General features: G+C 68.7%; 1 protein-coding gene (running past one end of the window). It reads left to right on the plus strand.

Annotated features, from left to right (window positions below; translation table 11 throughout):
• Positions 1–19593 carry the 5' portion of a non-ribosomal peptide synthase/polyketide synthase gene (locus tag OV287_RS33345; protein ID WP_267538083.1) on the plus strand. 6675 nt of this gene lie beyond the right edge of the window, so only the first 19593 of its 26268 coding nucleotides appear in the window; it begins with the start codon at positions 1–3; the stop codon falls past the right edge of the window.

Consider the following 19593-nt stretch of genomic DNA (forward strand, 5'->3'; position numbering starts at 1 on the left):
ATGAACGATCTGTCCAAGCGTATTGCCAATCTTCCGCCCGAGAAGCGCGCGGAGCTGATGCGACGGTTGGAGCAGGCGGGCAACAAGGTCTCCCGGCCTGGCAACCGCGTGCGCGAGCCGGGGCGCCCCCTGCCCCTATCGTTCTCGCAGCAGCGGTTGTGGCTCCTGCACCAGTTCGAGCCCCACAGCGCGGCGTACAACCTGCCCAGCATGTTGCGCATCCAGGGCCGGCTCGACACGGATGTCCTGGAGCGCGCCCTGCGCACGGTGGCAGAGCGGCACGAGTCGCTGCGCACCACGTTCCGCTCCGGCAACGACGGCCCGGAGCAAGTAGTGGCGCCGTCCGTCAGCATCCACCTGGAGCGCGTGGACCTGGCGGCCCTGCCCACCGAGCGCCGAGAGGAGGCGGTCCAGGAGCAGGCACGTGCCGAGGCCCAACGTCCGTTCGAGCTGAGCACCGGGCCCCTGCTTCGAGCCAAGGTGCTCCGGCTGGCCGAACAGGAGCATGTGCTGGTCGTGGTGATGCACCACATCATCACGGACGGCTGGTCCGCTGGCGTGCTCGCACGTGAGTTGCTGGCCTGCTACGACGCCCTGTCCTCGGGGAAGCCGCTCGCGCTCCCGCCGCTGCCGGTCCAGTACCCTGACTTCGCGCTCTGGCAGCGCGAGCGGTTGCAGGGGACGTTCCTCCAGGAGCAGCTCGCCTATTGGAAGAAGCAACTCGAGGGCACGCCTACCGCCCTGGAGATGCCCACGGACCACCCTCGGCCCCCGGCGCTCTCCGGAAGGGGCCAGGAGCACCTCTTCGCGCTGCCTCGCGAGCTGTCGGACGCGGTGCGCGCGTTCGCGACCCGTGAAGGCGTGAGTAGCTTCATGGTGCTGATGGCCGCCTTCAACGTGCTGCTGTCGCGCTACGGAGGCCAGGAGGACATCTGCGTCGGTACGCCCGTCGCGGGCCGCAGCCACGCGGAGCTCGAGAGGCTCATCGGCTTCTTCATCAACACGACCGTGGTGCGCTCGCGCCCGGTGGGGAGCCTGCCCTTCCGCGAGTTCCTGAAGGAGGTCCGCGAGACCACACTGGGAGCGCTCTCCCATCAGGAGGTGCCCGTCGAGAAGCTCATCCAGGAGCTTCGTCCGCCGCGAGAGCCGGGCCGCAATCCTCTCTTCCAGGTGTCGTTCGCGCTCCTGCCGCAGCAGGGCGCCTCGATGAACGTCGCGGGCCTGGACGTGAGCCTCGTCCCGCTCGCGTCGGGGGGCGCCACGTTCGAGCTCTCCTGCTTGATGTCGGATCGTCCGGAGGGGTTCACCGGCCGCATCGAGTACAGCACCGACCTCTTCGAGTCCGGCACGATTGCCCGCATGGCCGGGCACTTCCGGGTGCTGCTGTCGGCGGCCATTGCCCACCCGGAAGCACGGCTCTCCGAGCTGCCGCTGCTCACCGAGGCCGAGACGCACGAGCTGCTCGTCGAGCGCAGCGGCCCCGCCGCGGACTACCCGCGTGACGTGTGCGTGCACCAGCTCATCGAGGCCCAGGTCCAGCGCGCGCCCGAGGCCGTGGCCCTCACGTACGAAGACCAGTCGCTCACCTATGCCGAGCTCGATGCTCGCGCCAACCAGCTCGCCTGGCACCTGCGCTCGCTGGGCGTAGGCCCCGAGTCCCGTGTGGGCCTGTGCCTGGAACGTACCCCGGAGATGGTCATCTCCCTGCTGGCCACGCTCAAGGCCGGCGGCGCCTACGTGCCCATGGACCCGTCCTATCCCCAGGAGCGCCTGGGGTGGATGCTCGAGGACGCCCGTCCCACGGTGTTGCTGGTGCAGGAGCGCCTGCTGCCGGGTCTCCCCCCGCTGAGTGCCCATGTGGTGTGCGTGGACTCGGGTTGGGCGGACATCTCCGCGCAGCCGCGCCATGCGCCTCCGCCCCTGGCCACGCCGGACAACCTGGCCTACGTCATCTTCACCTCTGGCAGCACCGGCCGCCCCAAGGGCGCCATGCTGGAGCACCGCGGCGTCGTCAACTACCTGCTCTGGTGCATCCAGGCCTATTCCATTGCCCAGGGTAACGGCTCGCCCGTCCACTCCTCGCTCTCCTTCGACCTCACCGTCACCAGCCTCGTGGCCCCGCTCTTGGTGGGCCGCACCGTCCTCCTCATCCCCGAGTCACAGGGCGTCGAGGGCCTCGGTCAGGCCCTGCTGAGCGGCGACAACTTCAGCCTCGTCAAGCTCACTCCCAGCCACCTGCGCCTGCTCGAGCAGCAGATTCCCGCTGACAGGGCCGCTGGCCGCACCCGCTCCTTCGTCATCGGCGGCGAGGCCCTCACCGCCGACATGCTCGCCTACTGGCGCACGCATGCACCGCTCACCCAACTGGTGAATGAGTACGGCCCCACCGAGACGGTGGTGGGCTGCTGCGTGCACACCGTCTTGCCGCAGGATGCCGCCGTAGGCTCCGTCACCATCGGCCGCCCCATCGCCAACACCCAGCTCTACATCCTCGACGCGAACCTGCGGCTGGTGCCCACGGGCGTCGCGGGTGAGCTGTACATTGGCGGTGCCCAGGTGGGCCGAGGCTACCTGGGCCGCCCGGACCTCACCGCCGGACGCTTCATCCCGGATCCGTTCTCCTCCGAGCCCGGCGCCCGGCTCTACCGCACGGGCGACAAGGCGCGCTGGTTGCCCGATGGCACCATCGACTACCTGGGCCGGCTCGACTTCCAGGTGAAGGTGCGCGGCTACCGCATCGAGCTGGGTGAAATTGAAACCACGCTGGCCCAGCACCCATCGGTGCACCAGGTGGCGGTGGTGGTGCGCGAGGATCGGCCCGGAGACAAGCGGCTGGTGGCCTACCTGGTCGCCACACCGGAGCAGACGCCCGCCACTGCCGAGCTGCGCTCCTTCCTCCAGACTCGCCTGCCGGAGCACATGGTGCCCTCGGCCTTCGTGGTGCTGGAGAAGCTCCCCCTCAGCCCCAACGGCAAGCTCGAGCGCCGCGCCCTCCCCGCTCCGGAGGCCACCGCCTCCACCGCTGAGTACATCGCCCCGCGTACGCCCACCGAGGAGAAGCTCGCCAGCATCTGGGCCGAGCTCCTCTCCGTGCCTCGCGTGAGCGTCGAGGACAGCTTCTTCGAGCTGGGCGGCCACTCGCTGCTCGCCACCCAGGTCATCTCCCGCCTGCGCACCGCCTTCCAGGTGGAGCTGCCCATCCGAGCCCTCTTCGAGGCGCCCACGCTCGGCGCTTTCGCTGGCAGGATTGACGGAGCACAGGGCCGGCAAGCCCGTGGCATGCAGCACGCGCCACCGCTGCGGCCCGCACCGAGCACGGGTGATCGCCCGCTGTCGTTCGCTCAGCAGCGGCTGTGGTTCCTCGATCAGTTCGAGCCGGGCAGCCCCCTCTACAACATGCCCGTCGCGCTCCGGCTCTCGGGCCAGGTGGACACCGAGGCGCTGCAGCGAGCCTTCCAGGAGCTCGCGCGCCGTCACGAGTCCCTGCGCACCACCTTCGCCTCCCGCGAGGGACAGCCCATCCAGGTGATTGCCCCGGAGCTGTCCCTGCCGCTCGAGCTGCGAGATCTGCAAGAGGTGCCCGCCTCCGAGCGAGAGGCCCGCGCTGGCGAGCTGCTCCGTCAGGAGGCGCAGCGCCCCTTCCATCTGGCCCACGGCCCGCTCGTGCGCACGTGCCTGCTGCGCCTGGCTGCGGATGAGCACGTGCTGCTCATCACCCAGCACCACATCATCTCCGACGGCTGGTCCCTGGGCGTGCTCGTGCGCGAGATGGCCGCGCTCTACGCCGCCTTCACTTCCGGTCAGCAGCCCAACCTGCCGCCGCTGCCCGTGCAGTACGCGGACTTCGCCCACTGGCAGCGCTCGTGGTTGCAGGGTGAAGCACTCAAGGCCCAGCTCGACTACTGGAAGCAGCAGCTCTCCGGCGCTCCCGCTCACCTGGAGCTGTCCACTGACAAGCCGCGGCCGCCCGTCCAGACGGTCCGCGGCGCGCAGCACACCTTCCAGCTACCGCTCGCGCTCTCCGAGGCGCTCGCGGCCACCAGCAAGCAGCACGGCGTCAGCCTCTTCATGACCGTGCTGGCCGGCTTCCAGGTTCTGCTCTCTCGCTACAGCGGACAGAACGATCTCGCTGTCGGCTCTCCTATCGCCGGACGCCACACCACGGAGCTCGAGGGGCTCATCGGCTTCTTCGTCAACACCCTCGTCCTGCGCTCGCGCATCCAGCCGGAGGCTTCCTTCCGCGACCTGCTGCTCCAGGTGCGTGACACCACCCTGAGCGCCTACGAGCACCAGGACCTGCCCTTCGAGAAGCTCGTCGAGGAGCTCCAGCCGCAGCGCGACCCCAGCCGCTCGCCGCTGTTCCAGGTGCTGTTCGCCCTGCAGAACATGCCGATTCCCCCGCTGGCGCTGAACGGGCTCGAGCTCTCGCCGTTGGCTTTCGAGGGCGGCATCTCCAAGTTCGACCTGTCCCTCTTCATGGTGGAGAGCCCGGGCGGGCTGCGCGGCATCCTCGAGTACAACACCGACCTCTTCGAGCCGGAGACCATCTCCCGCATGGCCGAGCACCTCCAGGTGCTCCTCTCCGCGGCCGTGGCCACGCCCGAGGTGCCCGTGTCCCGGCTGCCCTTGCTGCCGGAGGCCGAGAAGCACAAGCTGCTGGTGGCGTGGAACGACACGCGCGTGGACTACCCGCGCCAGTCCACCATCCACGCCCTCTTCGAGGCCCAGGCCGCCCGTACTCCGAGCGCCATCGCCGTGGAGTTCGAGGGCGCTCTCCTCACCTACGCCCAGCTCGACGCTCGCTCCAATCAGCTCGCCCACCACTTGCACCACCTGGGCCTCAAGCCCGGCATGCCCGTGGCCCTGTGTGTCGAGCGCTCCCTGGAGATGGTTGTCGCCACCCTCGCCATCCTCAAGGCCGGCGGCGCCTACGTCCCCCTCGACTCCTCCTACCCCCGCGAGCGCCTGGAGTTCATGCTCCAGGACGTCAAGCCTCTCCTGCTGCTCGCCCAGCGCCACCTCGCCGAGCGCCTGCCCTCACACAACGCCCGTCAGGTGCTGCTCGACTCCGACTGGCACCGCATCTCGCACGAGAGTGAGGCCTCTCTGGGCATCAGCGTCTCCGCCGACTCGCTGGCCTACGTCATGTACACCTCGGGCTCCACCGGCAGACCCAAGGGCGTGTGCATTCCCCACCGCGGCGTCGTCCGCCTCGTCATGGGCTCCGACTTCGCCCAGCTCGGCCCCAGCGAAGTCATTCTCCAGCTGGCCCCCATCTCCTTCGACGCCGCCACCTTCGAGCTGTGGGGCAGTCTGTTGCACGGCGGCAGGCTCGTCGTCCTGCCCCCGCACTCGCCTTCCTTCGAAGAGCTAGGCGCGGCCCTTCGTCAGCACCACGTCACCACCCTCTGGCTCACCGCGGCCCTCTTCGACCAGATGGTGGCCACTCAGTCCGAGTCACTCTCCCACGTGCGCCAGGTGCTTGCCGGGGGTGACGTGCTCTCCCCGGAGCGCGTCAAGGCGCGCCTGGCCCATGGCCTGCTCGTCAACGGCTACGGCCCCACCGAGAGCACCACCTTCGCCACGACCCACACGCTCACGGGCTTGGAGCAGGTAGGCCCCAGCGTCTCTATCGGCCGCCCCATCTCCAACACCCAGGTGTACGTGTTGGACTCTCGCCTGCAGCCAGTGCCCACCGGCGTGCCTGGCGAGCTCTACATCGGCGGCGATGGCCTGGGTTGGGGCTACCTCCACCGTCCGGAGCTCACCGCAGAGCGGTTCATCCCCAACCCCTTCGCCCACCTGCCGGGCGAGCGCCTCTACCGCACCGGCGACCAGGTGCGCTGGCTGGCCAACGGCACTCTCGACTTCCTCGGCCGCCTCGACTCCCAGGTGAAGCTGCGCGGCTTCCTCATTGAGCTGGGTGAAATCGAGTCCGTCCTCGACAAGCACCCCGGCGTGCGTCAGTCCGTCGTGCTGGCCCGCGAGGACAGGCCCGGCGACAAGCGCCTGGTGGCCTATGTCGTGCCCTCGCAGCAGCAGGCGCCCTCTGCCTCCGAGCTGCGTGCCTACCTCAAGGAGCACCTGCCCGAGTACATGGTGCCCTCCGCCTTCGTCGCGCTGGAGCAGGTGCCTATCACCGCCAACGGCAAGGTGGACAGGAAGGCCCTGCCTGCGCCCGAGGCCGCAACCTCCGCCGCCGAGTACATCGCCCCTCGCACGCCCACCGAGGAGAAGCTCGCCTCCATCTGGTCCGAGGTCCTCTCCGTGCCTCGAGTGGGCGCTGAGGACAACTTCTTCGAGCTGGGCGGCCACTCGCTGCTGGCCACCCGCGTCCTCTCTCGCCTGCGCACCGCCTTCCAGGTGGAGCTGCCCGTTCGCTCCCTCTTCGAGGCCTCCACCCTCTCCGCGTTCGCCCAGAAGCTCGACGACGCACGCAGCCGCCAGAAGCCGAATGCGCTGCAAGCGCCACTGCTGCGTCCGGCGCTGGGCACGAGTGACCTCCCGCTCGCCTTCTCACAGCAGCGGCTGTGGTTCCTCGACCAGCTCGAGCCCGGCAATCCCGTCTACAACATCCCCTTGGCCCTCCGGTTCTCCGGCCAGTTGGACACCCAGGCGCTGCGCCGCGCCTTCGAGGCGCTCGTCGCCCGTCACGAGTCCCTGCGCACCACCTTCACCTCCCGCGATGGTCAGCCCATCCAGGTCATCACTCCGACCCTCTCTGTCCCCCTCGAGGTGCTCGACCTGAGCGATGTACCCGCCTCCGAGCGTGAGTCGCGCGCCCAGGCTCTTGCGCAGCGAGAGGCCCAGCATTCCTTCGACCTGCGCCACGGCCCGCTCATGCGCACGAGCGTGTTGCGTCTGGCCGCAGACGACCACGTGCTGCTCGTCACCATGCACCACATCGTCTCCGACGGTTGGTCCATGGGCGTGCTCGTTCGCGAGGTCGCCTCCCTCTACGCCGCTTTCGCCTCCGGCCAGCAGCCCTTCCTGCCGCCGCTCCCCATCCAGTACCCCGACTTCGCCCGCTGGCAGCGCCAGTGGCTCCAGGGTGAGGTTCTCGACTCGCAGCTGCGCTATTGGAAGCAGCAGTTGGGTGACGCCGCTCCCCACCTGGAGCTGAGCACCGACAAGCCTCGGCCTCCCGTGCAGACCTTCCGCGGCAGCAGCCTGCCCGTCTCCCTGCCCAAGGCCCTTTCCGATTCTCTCAAGTCCCTCTCCACCCGCCTGGGCGTCACCCCCTTCATGACGCTCCTGGCTGGCTTCCAGGTTCTCCTCTCCCGCTACTCTCGCCAGGACGACATCTCCGTCGGCTCTCCCATCGCCGGCCGCCGCAACACCGAGTTCGAAGGCCTCATCGGCTTCTTCATCAACACCCTCGTCCTACGCTCTCGCCTCTCTCCGGAGGCCTCCTTCCGCGAACTGTTGCTCCAGGTGCGCAACACCACCCTGGCGGCCTACGAGCACCAGGACGTTCCCTTCGAGAAGCTCGTCGAGGAGCTCCAGCCTCAGCGAGACCTCAGCCGCCCTCCCCTCTTCCAGGTGATGTTCATCCTGCAGAACGCTCCCTCCGAGGCGCTGACGCTCCCGGGCCTCACCTTGAGCGCGCTGCCGCAGTCGAGTGGGACAGCCAAGTTCGACTGGACTCTCTCTCTTCTCGACACGCCCAACGGCTTCTCGGGTGCTCTCGAGTACAACACCGACCTCTTCGAGCACGACACCGTGGCCAGGGCCATGGAGCACCTGCGCATTCTGCTCGAGGCCGCCGTCTCCAACCCGGAGACTCGCCTCTCCGAGCTGCCCCTTCTCTCCGCGGCTGAGAAGCACAGGCTCCTGGTGGAGTGGAACAACATCCCCCTCGACTACCCTCGCGAGGCCACCCTCCACGAGCTCTTCGAGGCCCAGGTCCTGCGCACCCCTGACGCCGAGGCCCTCGTCGACGGCACGCGCTCGCTCACCTACGCACAGCTCAACGCCCGCGCCAACCAGCTCGCTCACTCCCTGCGCGCTCTCGGCGTCACCACCGAGACGCCCGTGGGCATCTGCTCCAGGCGCTCCGCTGACCTCGTCGTCGGTCTGCTCGGCATCCTCAAGGCCGGCGGCCTCTACGTCCCGTTGGACCCCGCCTACCCTCGCGAGCGCCTGGGCTTCATCATCGAGGACGCTCAACTGCGCTTCCTCGTCGCACAGTCCGAGGTGACTGCAAGCCTGCCTGAGCACTCCGCTCACGTCCTGCTGCTCGACAAGGACTCCGAGTCCCTCTCTCGCTCCAGCACCAGCAACCCCTCCCGTGCGGCTTTCAGCAGCAACCTCGCCTACCTCATCTACACCTCGGGCTCCACCGGCCGCCCCAAGGGCGTCTCCATCGAGCACCGCAACGCCGTCTCCTTCCTCTCCTGGGCTCGCACCGTCTTCTCTCCGGAGCTCCTCTCCGGTTTGCTCGCCTCCACCTCCATTGCCTTCGACTTGTCCGTCTTCGAGCTCTTCCTCCCCCTGAGCCTCGGCGGCACCGTCATCCTCGCTGGCAATGCTCTGGAGTTGCCCTCCCTTCCTGCCGCTCAGCGCGTCTCCCTCGTCAACACCGTCCCCTCTGCCATGTCGGAGCTGTTGCGCTCCGGTGGCCTCCCCTCCTCCGTCCGCGTCGTCAACCTCGCTGGTGAGCCTCTGGCCACCTCTCTCGTCCAGCAGCTCTACCGCCAGCCTGGCCTCTCTCTCGTCTACGACCTCTACGGCCCCTCCGAGACCACCACCTACTCCACCTTCACCCTTCGCCACTCCGACAAGCCCCCCACCATCGGCCGTCCCATCTCCGGCACTCAGGTGTACCTGCTCGACGAGCGGCTGCAGCCTGTCCCCACTGGTGTCCCTGGTGAGGTCTTCATCGGCGGCGCCGGCGTCTCCCGCGGCTACCTCGGCCGCCCGGAGCTCACCGCTGAGAAGTTCATCCCGGACCCGTTCAGCTCCACCCCGGGCGCCCGCATGTACCGCACCGGCGACCTGGCGAAGTACCGCGCCAACGGCAACCTGGAGTACCTGGGCCGCACCGACTTCCAGGTGAAGGTGCGTGGCTTCCGCATCGAGCTGGGTGAAATCGAGTCCGTCCTCGACACTCACCCCGGCGTCCGTCAGGTCGTCGTCGTCGCCCGCGAGGACAGGCCCGGTGACAAGCGTCTGGTGGCCTACCTCACTCCCTCCAGCGCTCAGGCCCCCTCCACCTCGGAGCTTCGCACCCACCTCAAGCAGCACCTCCCTGAGCACATGGTGCCCTCCGTCTTCGTTGTGCTCGAGCAGCTGCCTCTCACCCCCAACGGCAAGATCAACCGCAAGGCCCTTCCCGCTCCGGAGGCCCCTGCAAACTCCGGTGCCGAGTACGTCGCCCCGCGCACTCCCACCGAGGAGAAACTCGCCTCCATCTGGTCCGAGGTCCTGTCCGTGCCCCGAGTGGGTGCCGAGGACAACTTCTTCGAGCTCGGCGGCCACTCGCTGCTGGCCACCCGGGTCATCTCCCGCCTGCGCGCCGCCTTCCAGGTGGAGCTGCCCGTGCGCGCCCTCTTCGAGGCTCCCACCCTCTCCGCACTCGCCACCAAGCTCGACGAGGCCCGCGCCAACCAGAGCCAGAATGTGCTCCAGGCGCCCGTGCCGCGGCCCGTGCCTCGCCCGAGGGACATCCCGCTGGCCTTCGCCCAGCAGCGGGTGTGGTTCCTCGACCAGCTCGAGCCCGGCAGCCCCGTCTACAACATCCCCGTGGCGCTCCGGCTCTCCGGCCAGCTCGACATCGAGGCCCTGCGCCGCTCCTTTGACGAAATCGTGCGCCGTCACGAGTCGCTGCGCACCACCTTCGCGGCCCGCGATGGTGAGCCCGTCCAGCAGATTGCTCCGGCGCTCTCCATTCCGCTCGAGGTGCGGGAGCTGCAGGACGTGCCCGCCTCCGAGCGCGAGGCCCGGGCTCGCGAGCTGGCCCATCAGGAGGCCCAACGCCCCTTTGCTTTGACCAACGGTCCGCTGGTGCGCACCAGCCTGCTGCGCCTGGCTCCGGATGACCATGTCCTGCTGGCCACCCTGCACCACATCGTGTCGGACGGTTGGTCCACGGGTGTGCTCGTACGCGAGGTGACCGAGCTGTACACGGCCTTCACTTCTGGCCAGAAGCCCCACCTGCCGCCCCCGCCCATCCAGTATGCCGACTTCGCCCTCTGGCAACGCTCGTGGCTGCGGGGTGAGGTGCTCGACGCACAACTCGGCTACTGGAAGCAGCAGCTTTCTGGCGCCCCCCTGTCGCTGGAGTTGCCCACCGACAAGCCCCGTCCCGCCATCCGCGGTTACCGCGGCGCCCAACACTCCTTCCGGCTACCGCCCGCGCTCTCCGAGGCGCTCTCCACCACCAGCAAGCAACACGGTGTCAGCCTCTTCATGACGCTGCTGGCAGGCTTCCAGGTCCTGCTGCACCGCTACTCCGGCCAGGATGACCTCTCCGTCGGCTCGCCCATTGCCGGCCGCCGCGGCATCGAGCTCGAGGGACTCATCGGCTTCTTCGTCAACACACTCGTCCTGCGCTCGCGCCTGTCCCCCACGGCCTCCTTCCGCGATGTGCTCCGCCAGGTGCGTCACACCACCCTCTCCGCCTACGAGCACCAGGACATCCCCTTCGAGAAGCTCGTCGAGGAACTCTCTCCTCAGCGCTCTCTGGATCGCTCGCCCCTCTTCCAGGCGATGTTCACCCTGCAGAACGCCCCGATGGGTGAGCTCCGACTGCCGGGCCTGGCCTTGCGCCCGGTGGAGCTCGAGGACGCCACCGCCAAGTTCGAGCTCTCGCTGACCCTGACCGAGGGCTCCGAGGGCCTGAACGGCACCGCCACCTACAACACCGACCTGTTCGAAGCTGGCACGGTGGCCCGGATGATGCGCCACTACCAGGTGCTCCTGGAGGCCCTCACCACCCGGCCCGACACCGCCATCGCCGACCTGTCCCTCCTCACCGCCGAGGAGCGCCAGCAGGTGTTGGTCGCCTGGAACGACACCGCCGCGCCATCCTCGCACGACGTCTTCGTCCACCAGCTCTTCCAGGCCCAGGCTCGCCGTACTCCCGACGCCCCCGCCCTCCTCTTCGACTCCGGCCAGCTCTCCTACGCGGAGCTCGACTCGCGCTCCAACCAGCTCGCCCATTACCTGCGCTCGCTGGGCGTCGGCCCTGAAGTCCGCGTCGCCCTCTGCCTGGAGCGATCCCCCGACATGCCCGTGGCCCTGCTCGCCATCCTCAAGGCAGGCGCCACCTACGTCCCTCTCGATCCCTCCTACCCCGCCGAGCGACTGAGCTTCATGCTCCAGGACTGCGGCGCCTCGGTGCTTCTCACCCAGCACGCCCTCGCCTCGCTGCTGCCCGCCGGGCCCACCCTCGTGTGCCTCGACTCCCAGTGGCAGCAGTCCATCGCGCCCCTTCCCTCCTCGCCCCTGGCCTCGGGCGTCCACGCCGACTCTCCCGCCTACGCCATCTACACCTCGGGCAGCACCGGCCAGCCCAAGGGCACGCTCATCACCCACCGCGCCCTGGCCAACCACATGGCCTGGCTGCTCTCCACCTTCGGCTTCACCGCCGAGCACCGGGTGCTGCTCAAGACGCCCCTCTCCTTCGACGCCTCCGTCTGGGAGTGCTGGGCTCCGCTGATGGTAGGCGCGCCCCTGGTGCTCGCCCCGCCCGAGGCCCACCGCGATCCGGCCGCACTCGTCGAGTGCGTGCTGCGCCAGCGCGTCTCCGTGCTCCAGGTAGTGCCCTCGATGCTGCGCTTCCTGCTGGACGAGCCCGCGCTCTCCCAGGCCTCCCACCTGCGCTGGCTCTTCTGCGGCGGTGAGGCGCTGCCCTCCCAATTGGCTCCCCGGCTCTCGGCGACGCTGCCCCGGGTGCGGCTGGTCAACCTCTACGGCCCCACCGAGGCGACCATCGACGCCACCTTCGCCCATGCCACGGCCGAGGCGTCCGGCCCCTCTATTCCCATTGGCCGCCCCGTCACCAACACCCAGGTGTACGTGCTGGACGCAGCGCTCCAGCCCGTGCCCGTGGGCGTGCCCGGCGAGCTCTTCATCGGCGGCGCCCAGCTGGCCCGTGGCTACCTCGGCCGTCCCCACCTCACCGCGGAGCGCTTCCTCCCCAACCCCTTCAGCTCCACGCCGGGCGCGCGCATGTACCGCACCGGTGACAGGGTGCGCTGGTTGGCTGGCGGCAACCTCGAGTACCTGGGCCGCATCGACTTCCAGGTGAAGGTGCGTGGCCAGCGCATCGAGCTGGGTGAAATCGAGTCCGCCCTCTGCCAGCTCCCCGGCGTACGTCAGGCCGTGGTCCTGGCGCGTGAGGACATCCCCGGCAACCAGCGTCTGGTGGCCTATCTCACCGCCGCAGAAGGCCACTCGCTGGACGCCAGCACCCTGCGCTCCGCACTCCAGCAACACCTGCCCGAGTACATGGTGCCCTCGGCCTTCGTGGTGCTCGAGCAACTCCCACTCAGCCCCAATGGCAAGCTCGACCGCCGAGCGCTCCCTGTCCCGGAGGCCACCGCCTCCGAGGCCGAATACATCGCCCCGCGCACGCCCACCGAGGAGCTGCTCGCCTCCATCTGGTCCGAGGTCCTCTCCGTGCCTCGCGTCGGTGCCGAGGAGAACTTCTTCGAGCTGGGCGGCCACTCGCTGCTCGCCACCCGCGTCGTCTCCCGCCTGCGTACCGCCTTCCAGGTGGAGCTATCCGTGCGTGCCCTCTTCGAGGCACCCACCCTCTCCGCTCTCGCACGAAAGCTCGACGCAGCCCGGTCGTCGGGGAGCTCGCCGCGGGCCGTGCACCTGCTCTCCACCAAGCGCACGGATGACACCCCTCTCGCCTTCTCCCAACAGCGCCTGTGGTTCCTCGATCAGCTCGAGCCCGGCAGTCCCGTCTACAACGTCCCCTCTGCCCTCCGGCTCTCCGGAAACCTCGACACCGGGGCGCTGCGCCGCGCCTTCCAGGCACTCGTCGCCCGTCACGAGTCCTTGCGCACCACCTTCGCCTCCCGCGATGGCCAGCCCATCCAGGTCATCGCTCCGACCCTCTCCGTTCCCCTCGAGGTGCTCGACCTGAGCGATGTGCCCACCTCCGAGCGTGAAGCGCGGGCCCACGAACTGGCCCGACAGGAAGCCCAACGTCCCTTCGACCTGCGCCACGGCCCGCTCCTGCGTACGAGCGTGTTGCGTCTGGCCTCAGACGACCACGTGCTGCTCGTCACCATGCACCACATCGTCTCCGACGGTTGGTCCATGGGTGTGCTCGTTCGCGAGGTGGTTGCTCTCTACGCCGCCTTTGCCTCCGGCCGGCAGCCCTTCCTGCAGCCGCTCCCCATCCAGTACCCCGACTTCGCCCGCTGGCAGCGCCAGTGGCTCCAGGGTGAGGTTCTCGACTCGCAGCTGCGTTATTGGAAGCAGCAGTTGGGTGACGCCGCTCCCCACCTGGAGCTGAGCACCGACAAGCCCCGGCCTGCCGTGCAGACCTTCCGCGGCAGCAGCCTGCCCGTCTCCCTGCCCAAGGCCCTTTCCGATTCTCTCAAGTCCCTGTCCACCCGCCTGGGCGTCACCCCCTTCATGACGCTCCTGGCTGGCTTCCAGGTTCTCCTCTCCCGCTACTCTCGCCAGGACGACATCTCCGTCGGCTCTCCCATCGCCGGCCGCCGCAACACCGAGCTCGAGGGGCTCATCGGCTTCTTCGTCAACACCCTCGTCCTGCGCTCTCGCGTCTCTCCGGAGGCTTCCTTCCGCGAGCTGTTGCTCCAGGTTCGCGACGCTACCCTCGGCGCCTACGAGCACCAGGACGTACCCTTCGAGAAGCTCGTCGAGGAGCTCCAGCCCCAGCGCGATCTCAGCCGCTCGCCCTTCTTCCAGGTGATGTTCGTCCTGCAGAACGCTCCCTCCGAGGCACTGACGCTCCCGGGCCTCACCTTGAGCGCGCTGCCTCAGTCGAGCGGCACGGCCAAGTTCGACTGGACGCTCGCGCTCACCGACACGCCCAACGGCTTCTCGGGTGCCCTCGAGTACAACACCGACCTCTTCGAGCAAGACACCGTGGCCCGCGCCATGGAGCACCTGCGCCTCCTGCTCCAGGCCGCCGTCTCCAACCCGGAGACGCGCCTCTCCGAGCTGCCCCTTCTCTCCCAGGCCGAGAAGCACAAGCTCCTCGTCGAGCTCAATGACACTCGCGCCGACTACCCGCACGACGCCCTCGTTCATGAGCTGTTCGCGGCCCAGGCCGCACGGACACCCGGCGCCCTCGCCGTCCTCTTCGGCCAGCACTCGCTCACCTACGCCGAGCTCGACGCTCGTGCCAACCAGCTCGCCCATACCCTGCTGAGCCTCGGCGTTGGTCCCGACATCCCGGTGGCCCTCTGCGTCGAGCCCTCTCTAGAGATGGTCATCGGCCTGCTGGGCATCCTCAAGGCCGGTGGCACCTACGTGCCGCTGGAGCCGTCCCACCCGCGAGAGCGCCTCGCCTTCATGCTGGAGGACTGCGGCGCTCCGCTGCTCCTCACCCAGGCCCACCTGCGGGACTCCCTGCCCGCCTTCTCCGGCCCGGTGCTCCAGCTCGACGCCGACGGGCTTTCCCTGCCGGGCCACAGCACCACGCCGCCTCGTTCCCGCGTCACACCGGACAACCTCGCCTACATCATCTACACCTCGGGCAGCACCGGCCGGCCCAAGGGCGTGATGGTGCCCCACCGAGGCGTGCCCAACCTCGTCCTCGCCCAGGCTCGCGCTTTCGGCATCCGCCCTGGCAGCCGCGTGCTGCAGTTCGCCTCCTTCAGCTTCGACGCCTCCGTCTCCGAGGTCGCCGTCACCCTGTTGTCTGGCGCGACGCTCTGTCTGGCCCGCCGTGACACGTTGCTGCCAGGGCCCGCCCTGCAGGCCCTGCTGCGCGAACAGTCCATCAACGTCGTCACCTTCCCACCGTCCCTGCTGGCCGTGCTGCCTCCCGACGGGCTGGACGAGCTGCACACCGTGGTGTCCGCTGGCGAGGCTTGTTCCCCGGAGCTCGTCGCTCGCTGGGCCTCACCCCAGCGCCGCTTCCTCAACGGCTATGGGCCCACGGAGACCACGGTCTGCGCCACCCTCGCCACCTGCGAGCCCGACGGCCAGCGCCCCCCCCTTGGCCGGCCGCTGCCCAACTTCCAGCTGTACGTCCTGGACGAGCGTCTGCAACCGGTCCCCACCGGCGTGCCGGGCGAGCTCTATATCGGCGGCGTGGGTGTCTCCCGCGGCTACCTGCACCGTCCGGAGCTCACCGCCGAGAAGTTCCTGCCCAATCCCTACAGTGGTGTCCCCGGAGCGCGCCTCTACCGTACCGGTGACCTCGTCCGCTACCGCGCCGATGGCAACCTGGAGTACCTGGGCCGCACCGACTTCCAGGTAAAGGTGCGAGGCTTCCGCATCGAGTTGGGGGAGCTCGAGTCCGTGCTCGACAAGCACCCGGGTGTGCGTCAGGGCATCGTCCTCGTCCGAGAGGACAAGCCCGGCGACAAACGCCTGGTGGCCTATGTCGTGCCCTCGCAGCAGCAGGCGCCCACCGCCTCCGAGCTGCGCGCCTACCTCAAGGAGCACCTGCCCGAGTACATGGTGCCCTCCGCCTTCGTGGCGCTCGAGCAGGTGCCGCTCACGCCCAACGGCAAGGTGGACAGGAAGGCCCTGCCCGCCCCGGAGGCCAGCACCTCCGCCGCCGAGTACATCGCCCCGCGCACGCCCACCGAGGAGCTGCTCGCCGGCATCTGGTCCGAGATCCTCTCCGTCCCCCGAGTGGGTTCCGAGGACAGCTTCTTCGAGCTGGGAGGCCACTCCCTGTTGGCCACCCAGGTCCTCTCGCGCGTGCGCACCACCTTCCAGTTGGAGCTGCCCGTGCGGGCGCTCTTCGAGGCACCCACCCTCTCCGCGCTCGCACGGAAGCTGGACGACACACGCAGCCGCCAGAACCCGAACGCGCTGCAAGCGCCTCCGCTGCGCCCGGCGGCGCATACGGATGACATTCCGCTCGCCTTTTCGCAGCAGCGGCTGTGGTTCCTCGACCAGCTCGAGCCCGGCAATCCCGTCTACAACATCCCCGTCGCGCTCAGACTCTCCGGCCGATTGGACACCGAGGCGCTGCGCCGCGCCTTCGAGGCGCTCGTGGCCCGTCACGAGTCCCTGCGCACCACCTTCGCCTCTCGCGACGGTCAGCCCGTCCAGCTCATCGCTCCAACCCTCGCCATGCCGCTCGAGGTGGTCGACCTGAGCGATGTGCTCGCCTCCGAGCGCGAGGCCCAGGCTCACGAGCTGACCCGCCAGGAGGCCCAGCGCCCCTTCGAGCTGGCCCACGGTCCGCTCCTGCGTGCCGCCCTACTGCGTCTGGCTTCTGACGACCATGTGCTGCTCGTCACCCTGCATCACATCGTCTCCGACGGTTGGTCCATGGGCGTGCTCGTGCGTGAGGTCGCCGCTCTCTACGCCGCCTTCGCTTCAGGCCAGCAGCCGTCCCTGCCGCCCCTGCCCATCCAGTACCCCGACTTCGCTCTCTGGCAGCGCTCTTGGCTGCAGGGTGAGGCACTCGACTCGCAGCTGCGCTACTGGAAGCAGCAGCTCTCCGGCGCCCCGGCGCACCTGGAGCTGAGCACCGACAAGCCTCGGCCTCCCGTGCAGACGTTCCGCGGCAGCAGCATTCCCGTCTCTCTGCCCAAGGCCCTTTCCGAGTCTCTCAAATCCCTCTCCACCCGCTTGGGCGTCACCCCCTTCATGACGCTCCTGGCTGGCTTCCAGGTGCTGCTCTCCCGCTACTCTCGCCAGGACGACATCTCCGTCGGCTCTCCCATCGCCGGCCGCCGCAACACCGAGCTCGAAGGCCTCATCGGCTTCTTCATCAACACCCTCGTCCTGCGCTCTCGCCTCTCTCCGGAGGCCTCCTTCCGCGAGCTGCTCCTCCAGGTGCGTGACACCACCCTGGCCGCCTACGAGCACCAGGACCTGCCCTTCGAGAAGCTCGTCGAGGAGCTCCAGCCTCAGCGAGACCTCAGCCGCTCGCCCTTCTTCCAGGTGATGTTCATCCTGCAGAACGCACCGTCCGAGGCCCTGAAGCTCCCGGGTCTTGCCCTGCGTCCCATGGAGATGAGGAGCGACACGGCCAAGTTCGACTGGTCGCTCGCGCTCGCCGACACGCCGGATGGTTTCGCCGGAGGTCTCGAGTACAACACCGACCTCTTCGAGCACGACACCGTGGCCAGGGCCATGGAGCACCTGCGCATTCTGCTCGAAGCCGCCGTCTCCAACCCGGAGACGCGCCTCCCCGAGCTGCCCCTTCTCTCCTCGGCTGAGAAGCACAAGCTCCTGGTGGAGTGGAACAACATCCCCCTCGACTACCCGCGCGAGGCCACCCTCCACGAGCTCTTCGAGTCCCAGGTCCTGCGCACTCCCGATGCCGAGGCCCTCGTCGACAGCACGCACTCGCTCACCTACACACAGCTCAACACCCGCGCCAACCAGCTCGCTCACTCCCTGCGCGCTCTCGGCGTCACCACCGAGACGCCCGTGGGCATCTGCTCCAGGCGCTCCGCTGACCTCGTCGTCGGTCTGCTCGGCATCCTCAAGGCTGGTGGCCTCTACGTCCCCCTCGACCCCGCCTACCCCCGCGAGCGCCTGGGCTTCATCGTCGAGGACGCACAACTGCGCTTCCTCGTCGCACAGTCCGAGGTGACTGCAAGCCTCCCTGAGCATTCCGCTCACGTCCTGCTGCTCGACAAGGACTCCGACGTCCTCGCTCGTGCCAGCACCAGCAACCCCTCCCGTGCGGCTTTCAGCAGCAACCTCGCCTACCTCATCTACACCTCCGGCAGCACCGGCCGCCCCAAGGGCGTCTCCATCGAGCACCGCAACGCCGTCTCCTTCCTCTCCTGGGCTCGCACTGTCTTCTCTCCGGAGCTCCTCTCCGGTTTGCTCGCCTCCACCTCCATTGCCTTCGACTTGTCCGTCTTCGAGCTCTTCCTCCCCCTGAGCCTCGGCGGCACCGTCATCCTCGCTGGCAATGCTCTGGAGTTGCCCTCCCTTCCTGCCGCTCAGCGCGTCTCCCTCGTCAACACCGTCCCCTCTGCCATGTCGGAGCTGTTGCGCTCCGGTGGCCTCCCCTCCTCCGTCCGCGTCGTCAACCTCGCTGGTGAGCCTCTGGCCACCTCTCTCGTCCAGCAGCTCTACCGCCAGCCTGGCCTCTCTCTCGTCTACGACCTCTACGGCCCCTCCGAGACCACCACCTACTCCACCTTCACCCTTCGCCACTCCGACAAGCCCCCCACCATCGGCCGTCCCATCTCCGGCACTCAGGTGTACCTGCTCGACGAGCGGCTGCAGCCTGTCCCCACTGGTGTCCCTGGTGAGGTCTTCATCGGCGGCGCCTGCGTCTCCCGCGGCTACCTCGGCCGCCCGGAGCTCACCGCTGAGAAGTTCATCCCGGACCCGTTCAGCTCCACCCCGGGCGCCCGCATGTACCGCACCGGCGACCTGGCGAAGTACCGCGCCAACGGCAACCTGGAGTACCTGGGCCGCACCGACTTCCAGGTAAAGGTGCGCGGCTTCCGCATCGAGCTGGGTGAAATCGAGTCCGTCCTCGACACGCACCCCGGCGTCCGTCAGGTCGTCGTCGTCGCCCGCGAGGACAGGCCCGGTGACAAGCGTCTGGTGGCCTACCTCACTCCCTCCGGCCCTCAGGCCCCCTCCACCTCAGAGCTTCGCACCCACCTCAAGCAGCACCTCCCTGAGCACATGGTTCCCTCTGTCTTCGTTGTGCTCGAGCAGCTGCCTCTCACCCCCAACGGCAAGATCAACCGCAAGGCTCTGCCCGCTCCGGAGGCCAGCAACGACACCGCCGCCGGGTACATCGCCCCGCGCACGCCCACCGAGGAGAAGCTCGCCTCCATCTGGTCCGAGGTCCTCTCCGTGCCCCGAGTGGGTGCCGAAGACAACTTCTTCGAGCTGGGTGGCCACTCCCTGCTCGCTACCCGAGTCCTCTCTCGCCTGCGCACCACCTTCCAGGTGGAGCTGCCCGTGCGCGCCCTCTTCGAGGCCTCCACCCTCTCCGCGCTCGCCACCAAGCTCGACGAGGCCCAGTCCTCAAGGAGTTCGTCACGGGCGTCACCCCTGATCTCCATCGGACGCACGAGTGATATCCCGCTCGCCTTCTCGCAGCAGCGCCTGTGGTTCCTCGATCAGCTCGAGCCTGGCAGCCCCGTCTACAACATCCCCTCGGCCCTCCGGTTCTCCGGCCGATTGGACACCGAGGCGCTGCGCCGCGCCTTCGAGGCGCTCGTGGCCCGTCACGAGTCCCTGCGAACCACCTTCTCCTCTCGCGATGGCCAGCCCATCCAGGTCATCTCTCCGACCCTCAGCATTCCGCTCGAGGTGCTCGACCTGAGCGATGTGCCCGCCTCCGAGCGTGAGGCCCGCGCCCAGGAACTGGCGCATCAGGAGACCCAGCGTCCCTTTGATCTGGCCCACGGCCCGCTCCTGCGCACGTGCTTGCTGCGCCTGGCGCCAGATGACCATGTGCTGCTCGTCACCATGCACCACATCGTCTCCGAC

It is taken from the genome of Archangium lansingense, assembly GCF_026626635.1.
Lineage (GTDB): Bacteria > Myxococcota > Myxococcia > Myxococcales > Myxococcaceae > Archangium > Archangium lansingense.